Consider the following 26,586-nt stretch of genomic DNA (forward strand, 5'->3'; position numbering starts at 1 on the left):
CATGATCCCATTTGACAGTGAAACACTTTCCCGCCTCGTCAGTGATTTTTTCTGGCCACTGGCGCGCCTTCTGGCCTTGTTCAGCATCGCGCCGATTTTTAGTGAAAAACAGATGCCGATAAAAGTCAGGATCGGGCTGGCATTAGTGATCACTGCCTTACTGGTTCCCGGCATCCCCTCCCCGCAAATTCCGATTTTTTCCGTTGCAGGGATCTGGGTTCTGATCCAACAGGTATTGATTGGGGTTGCTCTGGGGTTAACCATCCAGATTGCTTTTGCCGTGGTGCGCCATGCCGGTGAAGTGCTGGGTCTACAGATGGGATTGTCTTTTGCCACATTTTTTGACCCGACCGGTGGTCCGAATATGCCAATTTTAGCGCGTATTCTGAACATGCTGATGATGCTGCTGTTTCTGGCTTTTGATGGTCATTTATGGATCTTGTCTATTCTGGCAGATACCTTTTATTCCATTCCTATTCAGCCAGCCCAATTGAATTCAAAAGGTTTCCTGTTATTGGCACAGAGTGCCAGCCTGATATTTATCAATGGGATGATGCTGGCAATGCCACTCATTACCCTGCTTTTAGTCCTGAACTTCTCATTAGGAATGCTGAACCGCATGACACCTCAGCTTTCTGTGTTCGTGGTCGGCTTTCCTCTGACGCTGACAGTCGGTATTTTCACTCTCTCTCTGCTGTTCCCGATGCTGGTACCTTTTACTGAACGGCTATTCAGTGAGATGTTTGATCGTCTGGCTGTGATTATTAATCATATGGTGCTGTAAAGGGCACCATTTATACCCCCCTCATTTCTCATAGTATCTACCTCATCAAAATTAACCTTTCCTCAACAAAAAATATCGACATGCGATATTAGTTTCAGTTAATTTGATTTAATCACGTTATAGTTTAATTGTGTTTTTAATATTGATAACTCCCAGCAGATTCGCTTAAGTATTTTTTTCAAGGCCCGTCAAAGGAAATATATTATTTACTTTTCAAATAGATAAAAATAAAAACCGGACTATTCTCAAGGAGAAATGAGTATGTTACATGACAACTCTTCACAGATTTCCTCAGTAGTTAGCAATGATAATCATCCCTGTTCAGCCCCCCATCCTCTTAGCTCTCCTCAACAGGTTATCTGGTTTGATCAGGCTCTTCGCCCCGATTCTTATGATTACAATATCAATATATTTATCTGCATCGAAGGGGAGTTGAATGAAGAATTATTTGTCCGTGCCTTTGAACAGGTTGTTCATAGTAACGATTCCATGCGTCTGCAATTTATCAATACTCACGGCTTACCCGAACAAAAGGTTGTCAATCCACTGCCTGTAAGTATGGATATTCTTGATTTTTCATCATATCCCGATGCAAAAGTCAGAGTAAAAACGCATATTGATGCCCAGTTGAGGCGTCCTTTTCAGCTTAATAATGATGTGTTATGGCGAACCAGTTTACTGCGGGTCAGTAATACCTGCCGCTACTGGCAGCTCTGTTGCCATCATTTGATCATTGATGGCGCAGGTATTTTTATACTCTCTGAGAGGCTTCTCGATACTTATAATCGATTGATAAAAGGAGAGGTGGCAGATAATTCTTCTTTCTCTTATCTGGATTTCATTGGGGATGAACGCCATTATTTCGCTTCAGATAACTATTCACACGATATGCAGTTCTGGTCAAAACGGTATGAAAAACTGCCTCCCCCATTACTCAGACCGGTTCATTCCAATAATCCAACAAATCAACACCCTAACCCAGTTGCCACACAGCCTGTTATCTGGTCAATGGATCAGGCGCTTTTTAAGCGCATAGAAACCGCTGTTGGTGGACGGAAACGACCATTCCTGCATTTCATGTATGCCGTTCTGGCCTGCTATTTTGCCCGGACAACAGATCTCAATGATATTGTCATCGGTGTTCCCCTACATAACCGCAAAAATTCGCGTCAAAGGCAGACAGTAGGAATGTTTGCAGCCGTGTTTCCCATTGGTATTACCGTTATACCTGAAGATACATTCCGTGATGTCATGGATAAAGTGGCTGCTGAAATGCAGCGTTGCCATAAACACCAGAGTTTCCCGATTGTCGAACTTAGCCGACAACGGCATTCCCGGCAAAAAACAGAGAATACCGAGTTATTTCATATAACCTTATCCTTTGAGTCGATTGAAGTTAATTTCCAGATAGAAGGAGAAGATACCAGACTCAAATTTTTTGAGATGCAATCCGGTGTACCTTATCCACTGACGATCAAAATCAAGCACCATACCGATATTGCCCACCCTAAAAATACGCCTTCTCCGATTTCTATTGAATTCCACGCTTCTCCTGATTACCTGAGCGGCCAAGAGGTGATAACGCTCCGTTCCCGTCTTTCCGTTCTGCTTAATGCTGCTCTCACTACTCTGGAAACGCCATCCCTTACTAATACTAAAATAGTTAACCTGCCTATCCTGCCCGATATTGAGCGTCAACAGGTATTAGTGAATTTCAATGCTACCCAAGCAGAATTTCCGCAGGATGCACTGATTCATCAGTTGTTCGAATCGCAGGCGCAACGCACTCCAGACGCTATCGCCGCAGTCTTTGAAAAACAGTCATTAAGCTACGCTGAGCTGAACAGACGAGCCAACCGTCTGGCACACCATTTGATTGCTCTTGGTATTCAACCTGATGATCGGGTGGCGATTTGCGTTGAACGCAGTCTGGAAATGGTGGTGGGAATATTAGGTATCCTCAAGGCCGGTGGTGCCTTTGTACCACTCGATCCGGCGTATCCGAGCAACAGGCTGACATATATGTTCACTGACTCAGCGCCTGTCGCACTGGTGACTCAGTCAACGGTAGCTGAGATAGGGAATGATAACCTGCCAACAATACTACTTGATATTCCCTCATATTCAGTCTTGGATGAAAACTCAGCAGAAAACCCGGATATTCAGGCTCTGGGGCTAACCTCCCGCCATCTGGCTTATGTCATTTATACCTCCGGTTCAACCGGTCAGCCGAAAGGTGTCATGGTTGAGCATCGCAGTCTGTCTAACCTGATTACTACCCAGCAGGATAAACTCAACATCACGCCAGAGAGCAGGCTGTTACAATTTGCCTCAAACAGTTTCGATGCCTGTATTTGGGAATGTTTTATGGCATTACTGGCCGGAGCTCGTCTTTACCTCGCCAGACGGGAAGACCTGCTGCCGGGGAAAAGCCTGTCTCACTATTTAGAGACTCATGCCATTACTTTCGCACTGTTATCCCCCAGTGTACTGGCAACAATGGACTCTCTTCCTGCAACACTACAAACCCTGCTTGTGGGTGGTGAAGCGTGTTCGCCTACGCTGGTTAAACGCTGGGCGAAAGGACGACGGATGATCAATGCCTATGGCCCGACAGAAACCACTGTTTGTGTCGCAATGTACCTGTGTGACAGCCAGGAGAACAAAGCGCCACCGATTGGTTATCCCATCTCCAACAGTCAAATTTATATTCTGGATAAATACCACCAGCCCGTTCCGACAGGAGTCACTGGAGAGATTTATATCGCAGGTGCTTGTGTTGCCCGTGGTTATCTGAACCGTCCCGAACTGACAGCCGAACGCTTCCTCACTAATCCGTTTTCTGCTGATCACGGAGCACGTATGTACAAAACCGGCGATCTGGGACGATGGTTGCCTGATGGCAGGATAGAGTATCTCGGCCGCAATGATTTTCAAATTAAGTTACGTGGTCTGCGTATTGAACTGGGAGAAATCGAGGCAAGACTACGGCAGTGTGACGGTGTACACGAAGCCGTCGTGTTGCCTTATAGCTCAAACTATTATAAAAATTCGTCTCATCAGAACATACCAGATGAAAATAGCTCAGTCTCAAAACAACTGGTTGCCTATTTATTGCCTGAAACTAATTTGTTGCCCGGAGCCAATATCAGACCAGAACCAATGGCGCTGCGGCAGCAACTTTCGCAACATCTTGCCGAATATATGATCCCCAGTGCCTTTGTGACACTGGATGCTTTTCCTCTGACACCCAGTGGCAAACTGGATCGAGAGGCTCTGCCCAAACCCGATCATACCTCTATTGTTACACGCCATTATCAGGCTCCTGTAGGAGAGTTTGAAACGACCCTGAGTCAGCTTTGGCAACGGCTGCTCGGCGTGAAATATATCAGCCGCAACGATCACTTTTTCGAGCTGGGCGGACACTCACTGTTAGCGGTGCGTCTTATCGAACAACTGCGTAGTCTGGGCTGGGCTATCAATATTCGGACTGTATTCGCCAAACCCGTACTGAATGAGATGGCGCAAGCGATACTGTCCGTTCAGCAGGGTGCCACTCAGGAAAACGTTAAACGGGAAGATCCACCAGCATTCACAGTTCCCGCTAATCTCATCCCTGATGGCTGTACTGCCATTACTCCCGACATGCTGACTCTGGTTTCCCTCTCCCAGCATGAGATTGATGCTATTACGGCTGCAATTCCCGGAGGGGCTGCCAATATTCAGGATATCTACCCGCTCACGCCGTTACAGGAAGGGATTTTTTTCCATTATTTGTTGCAGCAACAGGGAGATACTTATCTGTTACGCAATTTGCTTGCCTTTGAAAGTCGTGAGCGGCTTGACAGTTTTCTGTCAGCATTACAGCAGGTTATTAACCATCACGATATTCTGCATACTTCTATCTTCTGGCAGGGATTGGAGCATCCCGTACAGGTAGTCTGGCGTCAGGCTCTTCTGAGCATTAATACGTTTTCGCCAAAGATCTGTTCGCCAACAAAGATCTGTTCACCAAATAGTGAGTTGAGCATTCTCGATCAATTACTGGCATATACTGATCCTCATCAGTATCGCCTTAATATCAGTCAGGCGCCGTTATTCTCTGCTGACATTGTTTACGATCCGCTACGGGCTGAATGGTTGCTGGCATTGTGTATCCACCATTTAGCCTGTGATCATGTCACACTGGAAAGTATCGTTAGTGAAATCAGTGAATTATTACGCAACCATACTCACAAATTACCTCCGGTATTACCTTACCGTAACTTTGTTGCCCAATCCCTGAATGTTCCTGCTTCAGCTCATGAAGACTATTTTCGTGAAGTACTCTCTGATGTGGATGAACCGACTGTCTCTTTCGGGATACTGGATGTCCACAGCGGGGATAAAAAAATAGCAGAAGCCCGACAGCCTATTGATGCCACACTTGCCAAAGCGATCCGCACACAGGCCAAACGTCAGGGAGTCAGCGCCAGTATTCTGTTTCATACGGCACTGGCTCTGGTACTGGCTAAAGTCAGCGGACGCGATGATGTGGTATTCGGTACAGTTTTATTAGGCCGTATGCAGGGTAGCACCGGCATCAATCAGGCGATGGGATTACTGATCAATACCCTGCCTATCCGGGTTAAACTCACGGATAACAGTGTACAGACTACGGTTCAGGAAACCAGTCAAAACCTGATAAGGTTGCTGGAACACGAACAGGCCACTCTGACACAGGCTCAGAACTGTAGTGGCATTGCACCATCTTTACCGCTCTTCAACACCCTGCTCAACTATCGCCATAGTCAGTCGGCGCTGACTTTTAATAAGTGGGAAGGCATTCGTTTGCTGATGCAGGAAGAGAGGATTAATTATCCCTTTGGCCTGTTTGTTGATGACTGGGGAGATGGTTTCAGTCTGGTTGCTCAGACCGTATCAGATATTGAACCCATTCGTCTGATCAACTATATGACCACTGCCCTGACGGGGTTGGTTAATGCGCTGGAAACCACGCCCCACCAGCCAATTCTGGATATTCCGATTTTGCCTGCCAGAGAGCGCCAACAACTGCTGGTGGATTTCAACACGGCTCAACCTTCTCAGGACGCGATATTCATCCGAAATACAGTTGGCGACTCCCCACAACACACGCTTATTCATCAATTAGTTGAAAAACAGGTTCAACATACTCCTGATGCCATTGCTGTAATCTTTGAAGAGCAGTCACTCAGTTATGCCGAACTAAACCGTCAGGCCAATCGGGTCGCTCATCATCTGCTGGCCTTAGGGGTACGCCCTGATAATCGGGTGGCCATCTGTACTGAGCGTAGTCTGGAAATGATCGTAGGATTACTCGCCATCCTGAAAGCCGGAGGCGCTTATGTTCCGCTCGATCCGAGCCAGCCAGCCGAACGGCTGGCTTACATGCTTGAAGATGCTGCTCCGGTTGCCCTGCTCACTCAGACCCCTTTTGTTTATCTTATTAATCAACTGACCGATAGCATACCCGTTGTCGATCTCAGCAATTCTGAGTGCTTGCTTGCAGATATGCCGGACAATAACCCAGATCCTGACAGTTTTGGTTTAACCTCAGACCATCTGGCTTATGTCATCTATACCTCCGGTTCAACCGGCGTCCCAAAAGGGGTGATGAATGAACATCGGGCGGTGATGAATAGCTTACTCTGGGCACAAAAAACTTATCAGTTCACCCCACAGGATCGAGTTTTACAGAAAACACCATTCAGTTTTGATGTTTCGGTCTGGGAGTTGTTTCCCCCGCTGATGTTTGGGGCGCGGTTGATTCTGGCTCGTCCGGAAGGCCATAAAGACCCGCACTATTTATTATCTGTGACAGAAAAACACAAAATTACAATTATCCATTTTGTGCCCTCAATGCTACAGCTCTTTCTCAGTGCGATCCCCGCCGGACGCTGCCTTTCCCTTCGTCATATTTTATGTAGCGGTGAAGCATTCCCTTATACCTTACAGCAGAAGTGCCTGTCCCATTTTACCCACTGCCAGTTACACAATCTCTATGGCCCGACTGAAGCGGCAATTCATGTCACTGCCTGGCGATGTGTGACGGATCAGTATATCGGTCGCATTCCTATCGGCAAACCCATCGACAATATCCGGATTTACCTTCTGGATAATCAGGGAAATCCGGTTCCAGTTGGCGTGGCTGGTGAACTTTACATTGGAGGAAGTGCCGTTGCTCGTGGCTATCTGAACCTGCCTGAGTTAACGAACAAACATTTTGTTTCTGATCCATTTTCTTCCGATCCTGATGCCCGCCTGTATAAAAGCGGCGATCTGGCGCACTGGTTACCTGATGGTAATATTGAATACCTCGGTCGGAATGATTTTCAGGTCAAGATACGCGGTTTCCGTATTGAACTGGGCGAAATTGAGGCCAAACTGACACAGTGCCATGGTGTACGTGAGGCGGCAGTTATTGCTTGTGAAGACGATTATCATGAAAAAACCGTTGGCAATGAAAAACCGTCCGGCGATAAACAACTGATTGCCTATCTGCTGGCTGAACCCGATACAAAACCTGACCCTGCTGTACTGAGAGAGCAGCTTGCGCAACATCTTGCCGAATATATGCTGCCCAGTGCCTTTATGATCCTTGATGCCTTTCCATTAACCTCCAGCGGCAAACTCAACCGCAAGGCACTGCCGATACCCGATCAGACTGCGCGCGTAACCCGCTATTATGAAGCGCCTGTCGGGGCAATCGAAACAGCATTGGCTGAAATCTGGCAGGAACTGCTGAAACTGGAACACATTGGTCGTTATGACCATTTCTTTGAACTCGGCGGTCACTCCCTGCTCGCAATTCAGCTTGCCACACGCATACGCCAAAAACTGGCGCGGGAATTACCTTTACAGGTACTTTTTTCCCACCCTGTTCTGGCAGATTTAGCTGTTTTGATCGCCGACGTTCCTGTAACAGCTCAAACCATCATTCCGGCAGCCGATCGCAGCCAGAATTTGCCACTCTCTTTCTCACAGCAGCGCCTGTGGTTTCTCACCCGTCTTAATACTGAAGTCAGTCTGGCCTATCAAATTCCGACCGTTCTGCGCCTGAGCGGAGATCTCGATCATGCTGCGCTTGCAACAGCCCTTGACCAGCTTGTCAGTCGGCATGAAAGTTTACGTACCCGTTTTGTACTGGTGGATGAGCAGCCCTATCAGCATATTGATGATGTGAATACCGGCTTTGTTCTCACTCATCAAGATTTACGTAGTTTAGATGAAACAGACCGCATGAGCCGCGTAAACGAAAGGGTTAAGCTAGAAAGACAAACTGCGTTTGATTTCGCCAATGAATCAATGATTCGGGAGCAGCTACTGCAACTGTCTGATAAAGAGCACGTGCTGATCCTGATCCAGCATCACATCATTACTGATGGCTGGTCACTGGGTATATTGCTCCGTGAACTCAGTACGTTCTACTCTGTTGCATTAGGAAAATCTGCTGCATTAGGAAAAAATGGTGTTCCCCTACCTCACCTCCCTATTCAGTACGCTGACTATGCTGTCTGGCAACAAAAATTGCTACAAAGCGAGGATTTGGCTGTACAAAAAGCATTCTGGCAAAAGCAGCTTCAGGATGCTCCGGCTTTACTGTCTCTGCCTACTGACTATCCGCGTCCGCCGGAACAAAATTACACCGGGGATCATATTCCTGTTCACCTGAATGCTGATTTACTTTCTGCTCTCAGGGCGCTCGGACAGCGCCAGAACACAACACTGTTTATGACATTACTCACTGCCTGGAGTATCGTCCTTACCCGTCTGAGCGGGCAGAACGATATCGTCATCGGAACACCGGTTGCTAATCGTTCCCACAGTGAACTCGAAGGGTTGATTGGTTTTTTCGTCAATACCCTGCCTTTACGCCTAGAAACGGAACAGTGCAGCACCGTCGCAGATTTGCTCACCCATGTTCGTGATCGCTCGCTGGCAGCCTATGCTCATCAGGATCTGCCTTTTGAACAGTTAGTAGAAATCCTGCATCCTGAACGCAGCCTGAGCCATAACCCGATCTTTCAGGTAATGCTGGCGCTTAACAATACCACTGAACCGACCCTCGAAATGCCGGGATTATCTGCTTCATTAATGGAGCAACCACATAGCACCGCCTATTTTGATCTGACTCTGTCACTTACCGAAACTCAGGATGGACTCAGTGGTTATCTGGAGTACGCATCAAGTCTGTTTGACAGAACAACAGTTGAACGCATCGTGGGTTATCTCACCAATGTGCTGACAGCCATGATCGCAGATGAAACGCAGTCAATTAACCGCCTGCCGATGCTATCGGTTGCCGAACGTCAGCAATTATTGACTGATTTCAATGAAATTCAGCCTGTCGAAAGTAAGCCTGTTAAAAACACTTTTGCCGATTTCTCACATAACACATTGATTCAACAACTTTTCGAGGAACAGGCACAACGCACACCTGATGCGATGGCAGTGATTTTTGCAGAAGAGTCATTGAGTTATGGCGAACTTAATCGCCTCGCCAATCAACTGGCACACAGCCTGATTGCCTTTGGCGTCCGCCCTGATGATCGGGTGGCCATTCATGTTGAGCGGGGTTTAGAGATGATTATCGGCCTGCTCGGGATCTTAAAAGCGGGTGCCGGTTACGTTCCGCTTGATCCAGAATATCCCGTCGAACGGCTGACATATCAGCTTTCTGACAGCAAGCCCGTTATATTACTGACCCAGAAACACTTACAGACCCGCTTACCGGTACAGGATATTCCTATCTGGCTGCTGGACGACGAAACGCATCAGGAGCGTATGCAACAACAACCTGCCGATAATCCTGACAGTCGGCAAACAGGTATTCAGCCGCATCATCTGGCTTATATCATTTACACTTCCGGCTCAACCGGAAAGCCAAAAGGCGTTATGCTCGAACACCACAATGTGGTCAGCCTTATTTACGCTCACTGTCAGCTTAGTGAACCCGGCCCGCAAGATCGCGTGCTTCAGTTTGTCACCTTCGCGTTTGATATTTCAGTGTCAGATATTTTCCCTACTCTGGCTTCCGGTGCGACACTGGTTCTGCGTCCTGCTTATCTCAAAGTACCGGACAGCACTTTCGCCGATTTCCTGCATGAGCAGAAAGTGACAATCATCAATGTACCAACGGCTTTCTGGCACCACTGGACACAGGAAATAAAAGCCGGACGCAGCAGCTTCAGTTCCCGTATCCATACGATTATTGTCGGAGGTGATAAGGTCGAACCCCGCTGTTTAATGGATTGGTTTTCATGCCCGGAAACAGCAGCCTGCCGCTGGTTTAACGCTTACGGCCCTACTGAAATCACCATTACAGCCACTGCCGCCGTGGTAAACAGAGAAATGGTGATGGAGAACAACAGCCCTGTTTCTTCTGTTTCTTCCATTTCTCACAATATTCCGATTGGGCGGCCGCTCTCCAATACCCGACTCTATATTCTGGATAAATTTGGTCAGCCGGTTCCTATCGGTGTCAGTGGCGAAATTTATATCGGAGGTATGGGAGTTGCCCGTGGTTATTTAAATCAACCGGAACTGACAGCGGAAAAATTTGTTATTGACCCCTTTAGCGAACAACCCAATGCCCGTATGTATAAGACCGGTGATTTGGCTCGCTGGCGTTCTGACGGTAATGTTGAATACCTCGGCCGTAATGACTTTCAGGTCAAGATCCGTGGCTTCCGTATTGAGTTAGGTGAGATTGAAACCCGACTGTTACAGTGTCAGGGCGTGCATGAAGCAATCGTACTTGCCCGCGAAGAGACTTCCGCTAAAAAAGCAGGAGATACAAAAACAAGGCATGATAAACGACTTGTTGCCTACCTGATCGCTGAACCCGATAAAAAACCCGAACCCGCAGAGTTGCGCCGCCAACTTGCACAACATCTGGCTGACTATATGCTGCCCAGCGCATTTGTGATACTGGATGAATTCCCGCTGGCTCCCAACGGCAAACTCGACCGGCAGGCACTGCCTGCACCGGATCAGGCTGCTATCGTTACCCGAACTTATTCAGAACCGCAGGGTGAAAAAGAGGCTGTGTTGGCTGAGATCTGGCAGGCATTATTGGGATTGGAAAAAGTCGGGCGTTATGACCATTTCTTTGAACTGGGTGGTCATTCTCTGATGATTATCAACTTAATCGAACGATTACGTAACCGGGGCTGGAGCCTGAATATCCGCGAAGTGTTCGTCACGCCGATTCTGGCTGAAATGGCAAAAACGATGCAGGTCACAGAAGATAACCCAGCCACATTATCCATACCTCCTAATCTGATCCCTGATGGCTGCACCACTATTACGCCTGATATGTTGCCACTGGTTTCTCTGACACAACATGAAATTGATACCATTGCCGCCGGTATTCCCGCAGGCGCCAGCAATATTCAGGATATCTATCCTCTGGCGCCATTACAGGAAGGTATGCTGTTCCATCATCTGATGCAGACTCAGGGAGATGTTTATCTGTTACATACCCTGTTTGCATTCGATACCCGTGAACGCCTTGATGCTTTTCTGCATGCTTTACAGCAACTCATTAATCGCCATGATATCCTGCGCACAGCCATCTGCTGGGAGAGATTAACTCAGCCGGTACAGGTCGTCTGGCGTCAGGCATCTCTGCATATCAATACGTTTATTCCGGGTAAGGATAACGACATTCCATCCCAGTTACTGGCGTATACAGAGCCGTACCAACGCCGCCTTGATATCAGTCAGGCACCGCTATTCTCTGCTGATATTACCTATGACCCGCATCAGGGTGAATGGCTGCTGGCTTTCTGCTGCCACCATATACTTAATGACCATGTGTCGCTGGATCATATTATTGATGAAATCAGAGATCTTCTGCACCAGCGCATTAAGCCGTTACCTGCAGCACTGCCTTATCGTCACTTTATCGCCCAGTTCCTGCGCATTCCACCAGCAAATCACGAAGCCTTCTTCCGTGAAATGCTCGCCGATGTGGATACTCCTACCGTACCTTTCGGGATACTGGATATCTACAGTGAAAACAGGCCGATAACCGAGATCATCAAGCCACTTAATGCCTCTCTGTCCAGAGCTGTCCGTAAACAGGCACGCCGTTATGGCGTCAGCCCCGGTGTGCTATTCCATGTTGCGCTGGCGCAAATGCTGGCAAAAATAAACGGGCGGGATGATGTGGTCTTCGGAACTGTTTTACTGGGAAGAATGCAGGGAAATGCCGGTATTGAGCAAACACTGGGGCTGTTTATTAATACTCTGCCTGTACGTATCCGACTGGCAGAAAACAGTGTACAGGAAACGGTACAGGCAACCTATACCAACCTGACCCGGTTACTTGAACACGAACAGGCATCACTGGCACAAGCGCAGCGTTGTAGCGGAATTGCACCGCCTCTGCCACTGTTTAACACTCTCCTGAATTATCGCCATAGCCAGTCAAACGTAACTGACACACTCTGGGAAGGCATACGTCTGGTGACAGGTAAAGAAAGGACTAATTACCCTCTCTATCTGGCAGTCGATGACTTGAGCAAAGGTTTTCTGCTGAGCGTTCAGGCAATCGCGGGGATTGATCCGGCTTATCTGATTACCTCAATGATGACCGCCTTGTCCGAACTGGTGCAGGCACTGGAAAATGAGCCTCAGAAACCCATCATGGATATTGCGACTCTGACAACCGCTGAACGACAAAAATTAATGGCGGATTTTGCTGCTGTTCAGACTGGTTTGCCACCCGCTATGCCAATTTCAGTTCAACCGACTGCTGTCGCGCCCGACTATCAAGCGCCGATTGGTCGTGTGGAAATTGCACTGGCAGAGATATGGCAGGAATTGTTGGAACAGGAACAAATAGGCCGTCATGATAATTTCTTTTCACTGGGAGGCCATTCATTAATAGCGGTACAATTATTAGCCCGCCTGCGAAAACAGAATATGGATATTCCACTGGCATTACTGTTTACTCGTCCCACATTATGCGAATTGGCTGAAGCTATACCCTATGGATTTCAAGTTGCGTCGCAGCGGCAAGGGAATGAGTCCCCGGGAGCATAGGTAACTATGTGACTGGGGTGAATGAGCGCAGCCAACAAAGAGGCAGCTTGAAAGACGACGGGTATATAACTCAACATAGCTCGATAGGCGTTAATGGAACAGGCTGTAATCATTAACTCAGGTAAAAATGAATCAGCTCCACGATTTGTGGAGCTGATTTCATTGAATTTTGGCAGGCAAATTGCCCGCCAAATCATTAATAGGGTGTTCTTTAAAGTATTGTCTCTCGTTATCAAAAACCTAAACTATCCAGTAAATCATCAACCTGTTCCTGGTTGGCGATAACGCCAACCCCGCCGTGATTGACCTGCGGGCCATTAAGAAGACTGTCGTTTTCTTTTTTCGTTTTGGCCATCTGATCAGATGGTATATTTTCCATTAATACCATAACCAGTTGTTTTTCCAGTTCCTGAATGACTTCCATCATCCGTTTGATTACCTGCCCGGTGAGATCCTGAAAGTCCTGTGCCATCATAATCTCAAGTAATTGGGCATTGGTAAATGCAGCATGTTCCGGCACAAGACTGAGATAATTTCTCGTGTCTGTAACCAGAGAACGTGCACCAGCCAGCTCTAAATCAGTCGGGTTTGCAAACCACTCATCCCAGCGCTGTGTCAGGGATTTCGCCGAAGCTTCTAATTCATTCTGGCGGGGCTGAGCCACTTCAACACAATTCAGCACTCTTTCTGCTGCCTGTGCCGTCATTTGGACAACGTAATTCAATCGCTCCCTCGCATCAGGGATCGCCTCAGCCGCCTGAGCTATGGTTTGATCCAATCCCAGTTCACGCAGACTATCACGCAGCATTCTTGTTAACTGCCCGATACGACTGATTATTTCACTGGTTGTAATCGCCTCATCTCTTCTAGGCATGACTGGATTTTCACTCATTTTGTCTCCTTAGAGCCCCAATTTCTCAAATATTTTGTTGAGCTTTTCTTCCAAAATTGCCGCCGTAAACGGTTTTACAACATAACCACTGGCTCCGGCCTGTGCCGCTGCAATGATGTTTTCTTTCTTGGCTTCTGCCGTCACCATCAGAACCGGCAAAGCAGACAATTGGCTGTCACTGCGAATTGTTTTCAGTAATTCAAGGCCATCGATGTTAGGCATGTTCCAGTCAGAAATCACAAAATCAAATTCAGCCGTCCGAAGTTTTGTCAGGGCTTCTGCTCCGTCCTGTGCTTCATCAACATTGTTAAATCCCAACTCTTTCAGCAAATTACGCACAATACGACGCATGGTTGAAAAGTCATCAACTACCAGAAATCTTAAATCCTTACTTGCCATAAAAACTCCTTGAAATTTTGTTCATCCGACAGCATCGTGCTGTAAAGGTTAACACTCAATCTTCCCTTTATCTTTCAGGCTACTATCCTGTAATCTGAAGTCCATCAGGCATAATTATACCCTTCGTCTTTCAAGCTACCTCTTTGTTGGCTGGGTTCATTCCCTTGCCACCGAGATGTGGCTTGAAATTCATTGGGTATATGACTCAATGCAATCAGCTTCGACTAAATCCGAACCGATTGCACGGTACTGATTTTAGCCAGCATCGTTCTGCTGAGTTTTTGCAGATCCATCACTTCATCGACAGCTCCCAGCTGGATTGCCGCCCGTGGCATACCAAAAACCACACAGCTTGCTTCATTTTGTGCCAGTGTATAAGCTCCCGCTTTTTTCATTTCCAATAACCCCGCAGCACCATCGCTCCCCATGCCGGTCAGAATAACGCCCACCGCATTACGCCCTGCATATTTGGCGACAGAGCGGAACAGCACATCGACGGAAGGGCGATGGCGGTTAACCGGCAGAGCACTGCTGGTCATAATCTGATAGTTTGCACCGCTGCGACACAGTTCCATGTGGCGGTCTCCCGGCGCAATATAAGCATGGCCCGGCAGAACCCGTTCACCATCTTCTGCCTCTTTGACGGTAATCTGGCTCAGTTTATTGAGCCGCTCTGCAAATGAACGGGTAAAACCCGATGGCATATGTTGGGTAATAAGTAACGCCGGGCTGGTAACAGGCAGAGGTTGTAACAGATTTTTAATGGCTTCAGTACCTCCGGTAGAGGCACCGACAGCGATCAACTTCTCACTGGATAAAAGGGGTTTAAAATTCAGTAGAGCCTCAGCTTCCTGCGCGGATTTTATCCTGCTGACTTTGGCCTGCGCCGCTACTCTGATTTTCTCAGCAATCAGCTCGCTATAGGCCAGCATTCCTTCACGAATTCCCAACTGCGGCTTGGTCACAAAATCCACCGCACCCAATTCCAGAGCTTTTAAGGTAATTTCCGACCCTTTTCCTGTCAGAGAAGAAACCATCACAACAGGCATAGGGCGTAACCGCATGAGTTTTTCAAGAAAATCAATTCCATCCATCCGTGGCATTTCGACATCCAATGTCAGTACCTGCGGGTTATGCTTTTTGATTAAATCGCGGGCAACATAGGGATCAGGCGCACAATCCACGACCTCCATGTCAGGATGGCTATTGATAATTTCCCGCATGATTTGGCGCATCAGCGCCGAATCATCCACACAAAGAACTGTTATTTTATTCATGACCCCTCCTTGCCTGACCTACACCGTAAACGGTCTGTCCCTGCAAGTAGAACTCCCGGCTAATTTGAGTAACGTTCTCGGAATGCCCGGCAAAGAGCAGACCATCTGGTTTTAAGAAATTGACAAAACGGCGTAAAATTCTTTCCTGTGTTTTTTTATCAAAATAAATCATCACATTACGACAGAAAATTGCATCAAATTTACCTTCAAGTGCCCACTCAGAGTCCAGTAAATTCAGATGCTGAAAGCTGACTATTTCAGCAAGCACCGGACGAACTCTGGCATATCCTTCATAAAGACCAACGCCTTTAAAAAAGTATTTTTTTTTCTGGCTTTCACTCAGATGCTGTAGCTCATCTAACCGATAAACCCCTTGACGGGCTTTTTCCAGCACCTGAGTATCAATATCACTGCCAATAATTTTTATCCGGCTTGAACGATGCCCTAATACATCACATAACGTCATGGCTATGGAGTATGGCTCTTCTCCTGTTGAAGCGGCTGCACTCCAGACCCGGAAAGTCCCGCCAGTTTTTTTACCTGCATGAGCCGCAAGAATCGGAAAATGATGAGCTTCCCTGAAAAATGCAGTGAGGTTCGTCGTCAGTGCATTGACAAAGAGTTCCCATTCGCTGCTATAACTGTTCTGCTCCAGAATCGCCAGATATTGCCCGAAATCATTAAACCCCAGAACACGCAATCGCCTGACCAGACGGTTATAAACCATCTCTCGTTTATTTTTTGCCAGCACAATACCGGCCCGTTGGTAAATAAACTGACAGATGCGCTCAAAATGCGCATCCGACAATGTATACCGCTGAAACATAAAGTTCAGCGGTACAGTAGCTTCAGTATTTGAAGCTGTTAAATTGGATTTCATCTGACCTCAGCGTACTCGATTTACAGCATACTCATCGGTCATTTTTGAGGCAGTATATCCCGGATAATCGTTCTCATATTCTGACGTTTTTGGCAGTTCAAACTGAGCAACCGTTCTCACCAATGTATCGGCTTTATCTTCCAGTGCAGATGCGGCAGCGGCGGATTGTTCCACCAATGCGGCGTTTTGCTGAGTGACCTGATCCATCTGGCTGACAGCCTGAGCCACCTGATGAATACCGCGACTCTGTTCATCGGAAGCCGCCGCAATTTCAGTCATCAGATCAGTCACCTGATTGACCGACCTGACCAGCTCATCCATGGTTTGTCCTGCATGATTCACCAGTTCTGACCCCTGATTAACGCGGTGGACAGACTCATCAATCAATATTTTGATCTCTTTTGCGGCTTCTGCACTGCGCTGCGCCAGATCACGGACTTCCCCGGCAACAACAGAGAACCCTCTGCCCTGTTCACCGGCTCGCGCGGCTTCAACCGCTGCATTCAGCGCCAGAATATTGGTCTGGAACGCGATACCGTCAATCACGCTGATAATTGCACTGATTTTCTTCGAACTATTGGCAATTTCATCCATTGTCGCAACAACACTGCTGGTCTGTTCTCCGCCTTTGGTTGCTGTCTGAGAAGCAGCAACCGCAAGAGCACTGGCCTGACGGGCATGTTCTGCGTTCTGTTTAACTGTTACGGTAAGCTGCTCCATACTGGCTGCCGTTTCTTCCAGAGATGCGGCCTGCTCTTCAGTACGTGAGGATAAATCGGTATTACCCTGCGTAATTTCCTGAATGCCGACATACATTTGGTTGGTATTATCCCGGACGGATGAGATGGATTTAATCAGCGATCTCTGCATGTCACGCAGTTTTTTGAATATATCGCCGATTTCATCATTGGTGGTAACTGCCACTTCTTTATCCAGTCGCCCTTCAGCCACATCCTGAAAACAGGCTCTCATATTGGCAAACGGCCGGAGAAGATTACGTTTCAGCCACCAGTGAGCGGCAGAAGCGACAACAAATACCATCAGGATGGAAGCGAAAAACATGGTCACTGCAATTCTGTAATAGAACTCTGCATTATCTACTGTCTCCTTAATATTCTTGTTGAGGTACTGCATATAATTTTTATAGGCAAGTTCCATTCTGAGCTGATATTCTTCTGTCGGCTGATCAAGAAAAGCCTGAAAATCCCCGCCATAGAGAAAATCTTTCATCTCTTTCAGGGCATTGAAATAGTCCTGATAAGCACGATCAAGTTCAGTTAACAGTGCATCTCTTTTCTCATTGTTTCCCACCTGACGCAGGTAGATAAATTCGGAAAAACCTTTTTCTGCTTCAGTTAATGAACTTTTGAGTAATGATTCCATTGCATCAATTTGTTCTTTCGGTTGCCCGACTTTCTGAGCAATGGCGATTTTGTTCAGTGTGTTACGCGTTTGTAATAGTGCAGTCCAACTCCTACCCAGACTATCCCTGCGCTGAGTTCCCAAATCAATTCTTTCGATATACGACTGATCTGTATAAATAATTCCCAGCGATAAGCCACTGGAAATTATTTGCATAACACAAAACATCATCAGTAATAGATACAAACTGGTTGATATGCGAAGCCTGCCTAACATGTAATCACCTCGTTGAACGGCTGCATAAAGCAGCCGTAGTTATCGCTATTATTTTTTTAGAATGTTTCCCAATTGGATGGGTCTTCCACATCACTGCCTTTCTTCAGTGCGGGAGGATTCGTTTTATTAGCTGGAGGAGTCGGCGATTTTATCGTCGATAAAACTTCATGTTTTCTTCTTTCAGGCAGCTTCCTTTCTGCCTGCTCCGGTAGCTGAAATAGTGCTACTGCTTTGGTCAGGATCATGGCCTGCTCTTCCAGAGCTGCTGCGGCTGCCGCAGACTGTTCGACCAGTGAGGCGTTCTGCTGTGTCACTCTGTCCATTTCAGAGATAGCAACGCCGACCTGAGTGATTCCCCTGCTCTGCTCATCAGAAGCTGAGGCAATTTCGCCCATGATATCCGTCACGCGGGTAACAGAATTGACAATTTTGTTCATTGTCTCACCCGCACTTTCCACCAGCTCAGAACCGGTATCAGTACGGCTGACAGAGTCTTCAATCAGTGATTTGATCTCTTTTGCAGCTTCTGCACTACGCTGAGCCAGATTGCGGACTTCTCCGGCAACCACAGCAAAACCGCGTCCGTGCTCACCGGCACGGGCGGCTTCTACCGCTGCGTTAAGCGCCAGAATATTGGTCTGGAATGCGATGGCATCAATCACACCGGTGATATCTGAAATTTTACGGGAACTGTCGGCAATATCGTGCATAGTCTGTACAACATTCGCCACCACTTTGCCACCCTGACGGGCAATTTCAGAGGCATTATCAGCAAGGTTACTGGCCTGACGGGCATTATCAGCATTCTGTTTTACTGTGGCGGTTAGTTCTTCCATGCTGGCTGCGGTTTCTTCCAATGAAGCAACCTGTTGCTCAGTACGGGCAGAAAGATCGTTGTTACCCGCAGCAATTTCGCTGGTACCGGTATAGATAGTTTCAGTACTGTGGTGAACACTTCTGACTGTGTTGATCAGCTCTTCCTGCATATGCCTCAGACCCACTGACAACATCCCCATTTCATTCGTACCGGAGACATCAATAGTTCTGGTCAAATCACCTCTTGAGAAGGCTTTAATCGAATCCAGCAATTTATTCAGTGGATCAATCAATGCTTTGCGTAAACCAATCCAGCTGACTGTCATGACTGCAATGAGCAGAACAAAGACGAAAATCAGGCTAAACATGATATTACGGTAGGCTATATCAGCTTCATCAGATAAGTACTGATACAGTTTTTCATTTTGATCCAGATAAAAGAGATATTCAGTATCAAACGCGTTCTGATACATGGTGGTCGGCTGGTTAAAAAATTCTTTAAACTCTTTTTTTTCCAGCATAACATCCAACTCTTTCAGTGCATTGAGGTAGGCGTAATGGGTTTGTTTTAAACGCTGCATACGCTCTGGATCGCGCATGTCCATGCTGGGAAATTGCTCATACTGTTGGAAACGGCGTTCCGCACGGGCAATGTTGACTTTCGCTTCTGCCAGCACTTCATCAATCTTGTAGTCGCTCTCACCACCATTTAGTTGCATGATGTAGATGATGCCAACGCGGTTCAGGTTATTACGCGCCTGCAACAGGTTGATCCAGCTTTCATCGAGTAATTTTTGCCGCTGCCGCAGTTCATCCAGCGTATCAAACGCTTTGGTATCATTCTTTAACGCATTAAAGAACAGTCCTCCGGAAATAAATTGCAGAGCACCAAATAAGATGATGACTGAGATTAGACCCGTCACTATTTTCATTCGGTTAAACATGACTTCCCTTTTGTAATAAATTGCTATGCCAGTGTTATCGGCATCCTTAAAGGGAACTTTACGCGTAATACAAAAAATTGAGTTTTTACTGCATTTTTTTGATCTGCAACAAAACCGGGCTGCCTTTTCATGCTGTTTTTACGCGATGTGCTTAAACATCATGAACGCTCTTAATTGATAAAGAGCGGCAGCCCTGAAATATCACTCTTTGGCGACAGAATCCACCAACGCCATCTCCTCACTGTTCAGCAGTTTTTCGATATCCACCAGAATCAACATACGCTCTTCAATGGAGCCAAGACCGGTCAGATATTCGGTTGAGAGTGTGACAGCAAATTCCGGGGCAGGACAAATTTGATCGTCTTTCAGAGAAAGTACATCTGATACTCCATCAACAACAATTCCTACAACGCGGCTAAGCAGATTCAGAATGATGACCACGGTGTTCTCATTGTAAGTCACATCTTCCTGAGAAAATTTAATCCGCAGGTCGATAATCGGTACAATCACACCGCGCAGGTTAGTGATCCCTTTTATAAAAGCAGGCGTGTTGGCAATGCGGGTGACATGATCATAACCACGGATTTCCTGCACTTTCAGTATTTCAATTCCATACTCTTCATCACCCAGAGTGAAAACCAGATATTCCTTTCCGGCTGTTTCTCCTGATAATTTACTGAATTCGTCGATGGCTGACATTGTGTTACCTTTCTATTGTGTGTGACTTGAAATCTATTGGATCTATACCCGTCGTCTTTCAAGTTGCCTCTTTGTTGGCTGCGCTCATTCGCCCCAGTCACATAGTTATCTATGCTCCCGGGGACTCATTTCCTTGCCGCCGTGACGCATCTTGAAATCCATAGTGTATATATTCCTTAGGAATGACAAAAAAGGGTTATTTTTTGTTTGAAATTTCTGCCTTACGCACGGCCAACTGCTCATGGTTAAGTTTCTGCAAAGCAGGAATATCAATGATCAGAGCAACACTGCCATCGCCCATAATTGTGGCAGCGGAAATACCCGGAACTTTGCGATAGTTGCTCTCGATATTTTTAACAACAACCTGATGCTGCCCAAGCAATTTATCGACCAGCAGTGCATAACGACGCCCCGCACTTTGTACGATCACGGCAATACCTTTTGTCGGTGCCGTTTCTGCTCCCGGAATGTCAAATATCCGATGCAGTTCCAGTAACGGCAGATATTCACCACGTACCTGTAACAGTTTTTCATCTCCTGCCAACGGATAAATATCTTCCTCCTGCGGCTGTAATGAACTGACTACCGCACTCAGGGGCAAAATGAAGACTTCATCATTCACTTTGACAGACATACCATCCAGAATTGCCAGTGTCAGTGGCAGCAGAATACGAATGACCGTCCCCTTCCCTTCCTGAAAATTGATCTGGATCTGTCCGCCCATGTCCTGAATGTTACGTTTAACCACATCCATACCCACACCGCGACCAGAAACATCCGTGACAACTTCTGCGGTCGAAAAGCCGGGCGCGAAAATCAGCATAGCAACTTCTTCATTGCTCATGTTTTCATTGACCGTCAGTCCCTGAGACAGGGCTTTGGCCAAGATTTTCTCGCGGTTCAGTCCCGCACCATCATCAATAACTTCAATGCAGATATTACCGCCCTGATGCTCCGCAGCCAGGGTCAGATTACCTGTCTCTGACTTACCGGCAGCAAGGCGTTTTTCCGGTATTTCGATACCGTGATCAAGGCTATTGCGGACTAAATGCGTCAATGGATCAATAATCCGCTCAATCAGACTCTTATCCAGTTCGGTAGAACTACCTATTAATGTAAGTTCTACTTTTTTGTTCAGTTTACCTGCCAGATCCCGTACCAGACGTGGATAACGACTGAATACATATTCCATCGGCATCATACGGATGGACATAACAGATTCTTGCAAATCACGGGAATTTCGCTGCAATTGCGCCATACAACTCAGCAATTCACTGTGTTTTGTCGGCTCCAGAGCATCGCAGTGCTGTGCCAGCATAGATTGGGTGATAACTAGTTCGCCCACCAGATTGATAAGCTGATCCACTTTCTCAACAGCTACACGAATACTGGAAGACTCTACACGCTGGCGCGGAGAACCCGCCATCGGACGCGGTGCCGGGCGACCCGCTTCATTGACCTCTGCCTTTTTATTAGGATCAGCGGACTGGAGCACTGGCAATTCAGCCAATTTCTTCGCCACATCAGGTGTGGAAGCAACTGTATTAGCGGTTACTGAAGTTTCCGGCTCAGTGTCAGCCGATGTCGTGTTTTCTTCTGTTTTTGCCTCAACCTGCTGAGATTCCGCTACAGGCAAAAAAGTGATCTGCTCCGGCTCAACCACGAAACACAATACTGCGGTGATATCATCCTCTGTTGCAGATGTAATTAAAGAAGCTTCAAGGCTGTCTGTTGTTTGCTCAATATCATAAATTTCACCAAGATGCCCCAGCTCATCTTTCATCAAAGCAACTTCACGCTCTTTCAGCCCGGATAAATGAACACGGATTCGTCCCTGTTCTGTGGCTGAAACCGGAGTCGGTATCAACAGATTTTTTTCTTGAGGTTTTTCTGCCTCTACTGGGTGTTCTTCCTGCTTTTCCTGCTTTTCCTGAATTTCTGCCTCAGGCTGAATCATTTCTTCCGTTACAGGTTCAAATTCAGGCTCAGATGTTTCAACAGAATCAACGATATTCTGCTGCTCTTCCTGTAACTCTAATGCAAGTTGACGCAGTGTTTCGCAGATATAATTGAATGTATCTTCATCTGGCTCCTGAGAACTTTTATAGGCATCCAGTTGTTGCTGCATAATATCTTTCGCTTCTAAAAACAGGTTGATAATGTCAGTTGTCAGGCGTATTTCGTCACGTCTGGCACTATCCAGCAGATTCTCTAAAACATGCGTGGTCTGTTGCAGTTTGGCAAAACCAAAAGTCGCAGCGCCCCCTTTAATAGAGTGGGCGCTGCGGAAGATGGCATTTAGCTGTTCATGGTCAGGTTCATCAGCATTGAGCAACAATAAATGCTGCTCCATATCCGCCAATAGTTCATCTGCCTCATCAAAAAAAGTCTGATAAAACGCGGTAATATCCATCGTTACTTACTCTGTCACCTTATTAGGATCACTTGCCGGTTCAATATTTGCCTGCTCCGGCACAGTGATTTCATTGGATTGTCCGGTGGGTTGCTGAGAAGGCGTTCCCTCATTCGAATCCATTCTGATGACTTCCTGTACATCCATACTACTGTTCGCGGTCATGGCGTTGCCGCCACTGTTTTCCTGCTCAATCCGTTTTTCTGCTTCTTTATTCAGAACAATAATGCTGATACGGCGATTAACCGGAGCATCGGGAGAAATACCCTTCTGCATACTGACGGTCGATGCCATTCCAACCACCCGCATGATTTTGGATTCATCCAGACCACCAATAAGTAGCTCCCGCCTTGATGCGTTTGCCCTGTCTGAAGACAGTTCCCAGTTACTGTAACCACGCTGCCCGTTGATATATTGCAGATTATCAGTATGACCCGACAGGCTGACCTTATTTGGAATGCTATTTAAGATCGGTGCAATAGCCCGCAAAATATCACTCATATGGTTTTCAACTTTCGCACTGCCAACCATGAACATCGGACGATTTTCCCTGTCGATGATCTGGATGCGTAAACCTTCATCCATCATGTCAATCAATAAGTGCGGACGCAGTTCTTTAAGACGAGGGTCTGTAATAATCAGCTGATCGAGTTGTTGACGTAACCGATCGAGACGGCGGCGATCCTCACTGGTTTCAACCAGTTTGGATTGGCGGAATACTTCTCCATCCTGCTGGAAAACGTCATCCCCTCCCCCCGGAATCGGATTTGTTGTATCGCTACTTTGTTGCCCCTTGTTTATTGCAACCTGCAAGGGGGTACGAAAATATTCGGCAATACTGGTTAATTCCTGCGGACTGGCAATCGATATCAGCCACATGACCAGAAAAAATGCCATCATTGCCGTCATAAAATCGGCATAGGCAATTTTCCATGACCCTCCATGATGGTGCTGACCATGTTTTTTGCGCTTTTTTACTCTGATGACAGTAACATTATTCGCTCTCATAATTATTCTTCAGCTTCTTGTTGTACGGGAGCTTTCACCCTGCGGACATGCTCTTCAAGTTCTGTAAATGAAGGACGATCTGTGAGGAATAATGTTTTGCGACCAAATTCAACCGCAATTTGTGGAGCATAACCATTCAGGCTGGAAAGCAGCGTCACTTTGATGCACTGCATCATTTTTATCTGCTCACTGCTGCGCTGACGCAGTAATGTCGCCAAAGGAGAAACAAAACCATAGGCCAGTAAGATCCCGAGGAATGTTCCTACCATTGCGTGAGCAATCAATACGCCCAGTTCACCTGCTGGCCGATCTGCCGAACCCAGTGCATGAACAACGCCCATCACAGCGGCAACGATGCCGAATGCCGGTAATGAATCACCCACCATGGCCAGACTGGTTGCCGGGACTTCACTTTCCTGCTCATAAGTTTCGATTTCTTCATCCATCAGAGCTTCGATCTCATGTGGATTCATATTACCGCTGACGATCAAACGCATATAATCCGTGAGAAAATTCATCAGGTAAGGATCTTTTAATAAGCGAGGGTACTGCGTGAAGATGTCGCTCTGTTGCGGATTCTCAATATCACGCTCCAGAGACAAAAGCCCATGTTGGCGGGATTTGGATAATAGACGGAACTGCAAAGCCATCAGATCCATGTACATCGCTTTATTGTATTTTGATCTACGCAATATTTTTGGTAAAACACGCAATGTCGCCTTTATCGCCTTGCCGTTGTTGCCCACGATAAAAGCACCAATACCCGCACCTGCAATAATCAAAAATTCCGCTGGCTGATAAAGTGCGCCCATGTGGCCACCGACGAGCAGATAGCCTCCAATCACCGCACCAAAAACCACGATATATCCTAAAAGTACTAACACGCGATATCCTTTAGCTAAGTTGGTGAGCAGATGGGATTTGAACAGGGAGAATTAATAAATGAAGAGGAGGATTGTAGATTACAGGCCGGAATGACCAAAACCTGTAACCTAAGTTTTCACTTTCCCATTTAAATTCACATAGCTTGCTGAGCAAATCCATCCAGCAGTTGTGAATTAGTATCGGCAGGTTGCGCGGAAAGTTTACGTTTTTTTACCGCCCTTGAAGGCGGTTGGCAAAGACTACAAACAAAGCTGTTTACCGGCTGGTGTGCGTGTGTGATAAAAGTTCCACCACAACAACGACACCCAGTTGGCTGCAACATCCCACTGTCAACGAAACGAATGAGCGTCCACGCTCTGGTTAAAGCTAAAACGGGAGCCTCACCCTCAACCGGAGGACATTGCTCAAGATAGAGCCGATAAGACTTTACTACAGCCTCAACACCTGCACAGTGCCCACTTTTCAGCAGAAAACGGTAAGCATTATAGAACATGGACGAATGAATATTCTGTTCCCACGTCATAAACCAATCCGTTGAAAAGGGAAGCATCCCTTTAGGCGGAGGACTTCCCCGCAACTCCTTATACAGCCTGATCAACCTTCCTCTGCTTAACTGCGTTTCACTTTCAAGCATCTGTAAGCGTGCGCCTAAAGTGATGAGTTCCATTGCCAGCTGAATATCTTTAGCTTCCTGGACAATACTTTTTTCAACCATCTTTATGCTCTTTTCTTCATTGAAGTGTCATCCTGCGCGGACAGTTGCTGAAAAAGATGAGTGGACAACAAAATACCCGTATGAATTTGTTGTAGATCGTCCACTCGCGACTCCTTCGTCAGCTGCTGTACGGTTTCGTGATCTTCAAACCGAAAATGGCAAATCAGTTGGTTGGTTTCAGCTAATTTTACTAACTGAGGCAATGTCAGCTCGGCCAACGTATCAGCCATCGATTCACTAATACCTAAACGGAACATCGCAGACGCTTTCTCATGGTTAATTAGCCGTTGTGCTAAAAGCAAATACGATAAATTTATGTCATAAATATGTTTGAGCAATTCAACCGTACTCATTTCTATATATCCCGTCCGATTACATGAAAAAATCAATTAAGTGATCAAAGAATCACTCACGACAAAATTACCAGTAGCATGAGATTCAATAATCTCCGACATAACTGAAATATACATCTTTAGCCAGAGCAGTAACTGTCCTTTGTATTACTCTTGGGATCGCCCAATTTCTAAAATATTTCGGTAATGGATTGTAAAAGTATTATTGCGTCATCTGGATAATGAACTTGCCACAATTGATTAAGAATATTCTTAATACTAATTAACTTTACTCCTGAATCATCAACTTATACAACGGAGAATATATGTCATTTTAAATACTATGTGACATAAGTCACAAAAATGACATTTTTTATTATAATTCTAGCTCATTAACTATTCAAGCAACTGAAAACACAAAATAGTCCACAATTAATAAGTTAAATTATTTAAATAAAAATATTAGAGACTGTTTTTTGTTTTATACGATCTATTAAACTTATAAATTTAAAATAACAAGAAAAAATCTTTCCTTTAGTTAAATTATCGACATATTATTAAATATTGTTTCCCTATAATGTAGGTAGGCACTCATCTTCCACTATTAGTTGATTGGGATCATAGTTATGCCAAATTTATTAATTATATGTGAATACTAGTTATTAAAAAGATACCAATCCGATCATTTTTAGTTTACGATTGGGCGATTTTTATACATAAAAAAGACCATACCTACAGCATTTTAAGTACAAATATCACTCAGATCACAAAAATAAGATAAAATACAGTATGATGTTGAAATCAAAAAACATCTGTACATTCCCCCCAGAGA

The 26,586-nt window shown here is 46.2% G+C and carries 14 protein-coding genes; 2 read left to right on the top strand and 12 right to left on the bottom strand.

Annotated features, from left to right (window positions below; genetic code table 11):
- Position 1: 1 nt before the first annotated feature.
- Positions 2-784 (top strand): flagellar biosynthetic protein FliR, encoded by a 783-nt coding sequence (gene fliR, locus Xinn_RS04280; RefSeq protein ID WP_086956252.1) that lies wholly within the window; start codon positions 2-4, stop codon positions 782-784.
- A gap of 261 nt (positions 785-1,045) precedes the next feature.
- Positions 1,046-12,856 (top strand): non-ribosomal peptide synthetase, encoded by an 11,811-nt coding sequence (locus Xinn_RS04285; protein ID WP_244590128.1) that lies wholly within the window; start codon positions 1,046-1,048, stop codon positions 12,854-12,856.
- A 232-nt stretch (positions 12,857-13,088) separates the two neighbouring features.
- Here the strand turns inward: Xinn_RS04285 and cheZ are convergent, their stop codons facing one another.
- From cheZ to flhD, 12 genes are all read right to left on the bottom strand, one after another.
- The gene (cheZ, locus tag Xinn_RS04295; protein WP_086956249.1) at positions 13,089-13,748 is read right to left on the bottom strand and encodes a protein phosphatase CheZ; all 660 of its coding nucleotides are present in this window, start codon (positions 13,746-13,748) and stop codon (positions 13,089-13,091) included.
- Positions 13,749-13,757: 9 nt separating this feature from the next.
- Positions 13,758-14,147, bottom strand: coding sequence for a chemotaxis response regulator CheY (gene cheY, locus Xinn_RS04300; protein WP_086956248.1), 390 nt, complete (start codon positions 14,145-14,147; stop codon positions 13,758-13,760).
- Positions 14,148-14,371: 224 nt separating this feature from the next.
- Positions 14,372-15,424 (bottom strand): protein-glutamate methylesterase/protein-glutamine glutaminase, encoded by a 1,053-nt coding sequence (locus Xinn_RS04305; protein ID WP_086956247.1) that lies wholly within the window; start codon positions 15,422-15,424, stop codon positions 14,372-14,374.
- Complete coding sequence (gene cheR / locus Xinn_RS04310; protein WP_086956246.1) at positions 15,417-16,304, bottom strand: protein-glutamate O-methyltransferase CheR; 888 nt, start codon at positions 16,302-16,304, stop codon at positions 15,417-15,419. Before cheR ends, Xinn_RS04305 begins: the two co-directional genes overlap by 8 nt.
- A gap of 6 nt (positions 16,305-16,310) precedes the next feature.
- Entirely contained in the window at positions 16,311-17,942 is a 1,632-nt protein-coding gene (locus Xinn_RS04315; protein WP_086956245.1) for a methyl-accepting chemotaxis protein, read from the bottom strand.
- A 56-nt stretch (positions 17,943-17,998) separates the two neighbouring features.
- The gene (locus Xinn_RS04320) at positions 17,999-19,702 is read right to left on the bottom strand and encodes a methyl-accepting chemotaxis protein (protein ID WP_086956244.1); all 1,704 of its coding nucleotides are present in this window, start codon (positions 19,700-19,702) and stop codon (positions 17,999-18,001) included.
- 201 nt (positions 19,703-19,903) lie between these two features.
- Positions 19,904-20,401, bottom strand: a complete 498-nt coding sequence (cheW, locus tag Xinn_RS04325; RefSeq protein WP_086956243.1) for a chemotaxis protein CheW — start codon at positions 20,399-20,401, stop codon at positions 19,904-19,906.
- A 196-nt stretch (positions 20,402-20,597) separates the two neighbouring features.
- Positions 20,598-22,814, bottom strand: coding sequence for a chemotaxis protein CheA (cheA, locus tag Xinn_RS04330; RefSeq protein WP_086956242.1), 2,217 nt, complete (start codon positions 22,812-22,814; stop codon positions 20,598-20,600).
- A gap of 6 nt (positions 22,815-22,820) precedes the next feature.
- Positions 22,821-23,822: a flagellar motor protein MotB gene (motB, locus tag Xinn_RS04335; RefSeq protein WP_086956241.1), complete on the bottom strand. Its 1,002-nt coding sequence runs from the start codon at positions 23,820-23,822 to the stop codon at positions 22,821-22,823.
- Positions 23,823-23,824: 2 nt separating this feature from the next.
- Positions 23,825-24,706: a flagellar motor stator protein MotA gene (motA, locus tag Xinn_RS04340; RefSeq protein WP_086956240.1), complete on the bottom strand. Its 882-nt coding sequence runs from the start codon at positions 24,704-24,706 to the stop codon at positions 23,825-23,827.
- Positions 24,707-24,840: 134 nt separating this feature from the next.
- Positions 24,841-25,422 (bottom strand): flagellar transcriptional regulator FlhC, encoded by a 582-nt coding sequence (gene flhC, locus Xinn_RS04345; protein ID WP_086956239.1) that lies wholly within the window; start codon positions 25,420-25,422, stop codon positions 24,841-24,843.
- A gap of 2 nt (positions 25,423-25,424) precedes the next feature.
- Positions 25,425-25,775: a flagellar transcriptional regulator FlhD gene (gene flhD, locus Xinn_RS04350; RefSeq protein ID WP_086956238.1), complete on the bottom strand. Its 351-nt coding sequence runs from the start codon at positions 25,773-25,775 to the stop codon at positions 25,425-25,427.
- Between the last annotated feature and the right edge of the window lie 811 nt (positions 25,776-26,586).

The organism is Xenorhabdus innexi (assembly GCF_002632485.1).
Lineage (GTDB): Bacteria > Pseudomonadota > Gammaproteobacteria > Enterobacterales > Enterobacteriaceae > Xenorhabdus > Xenorhabdus innexi.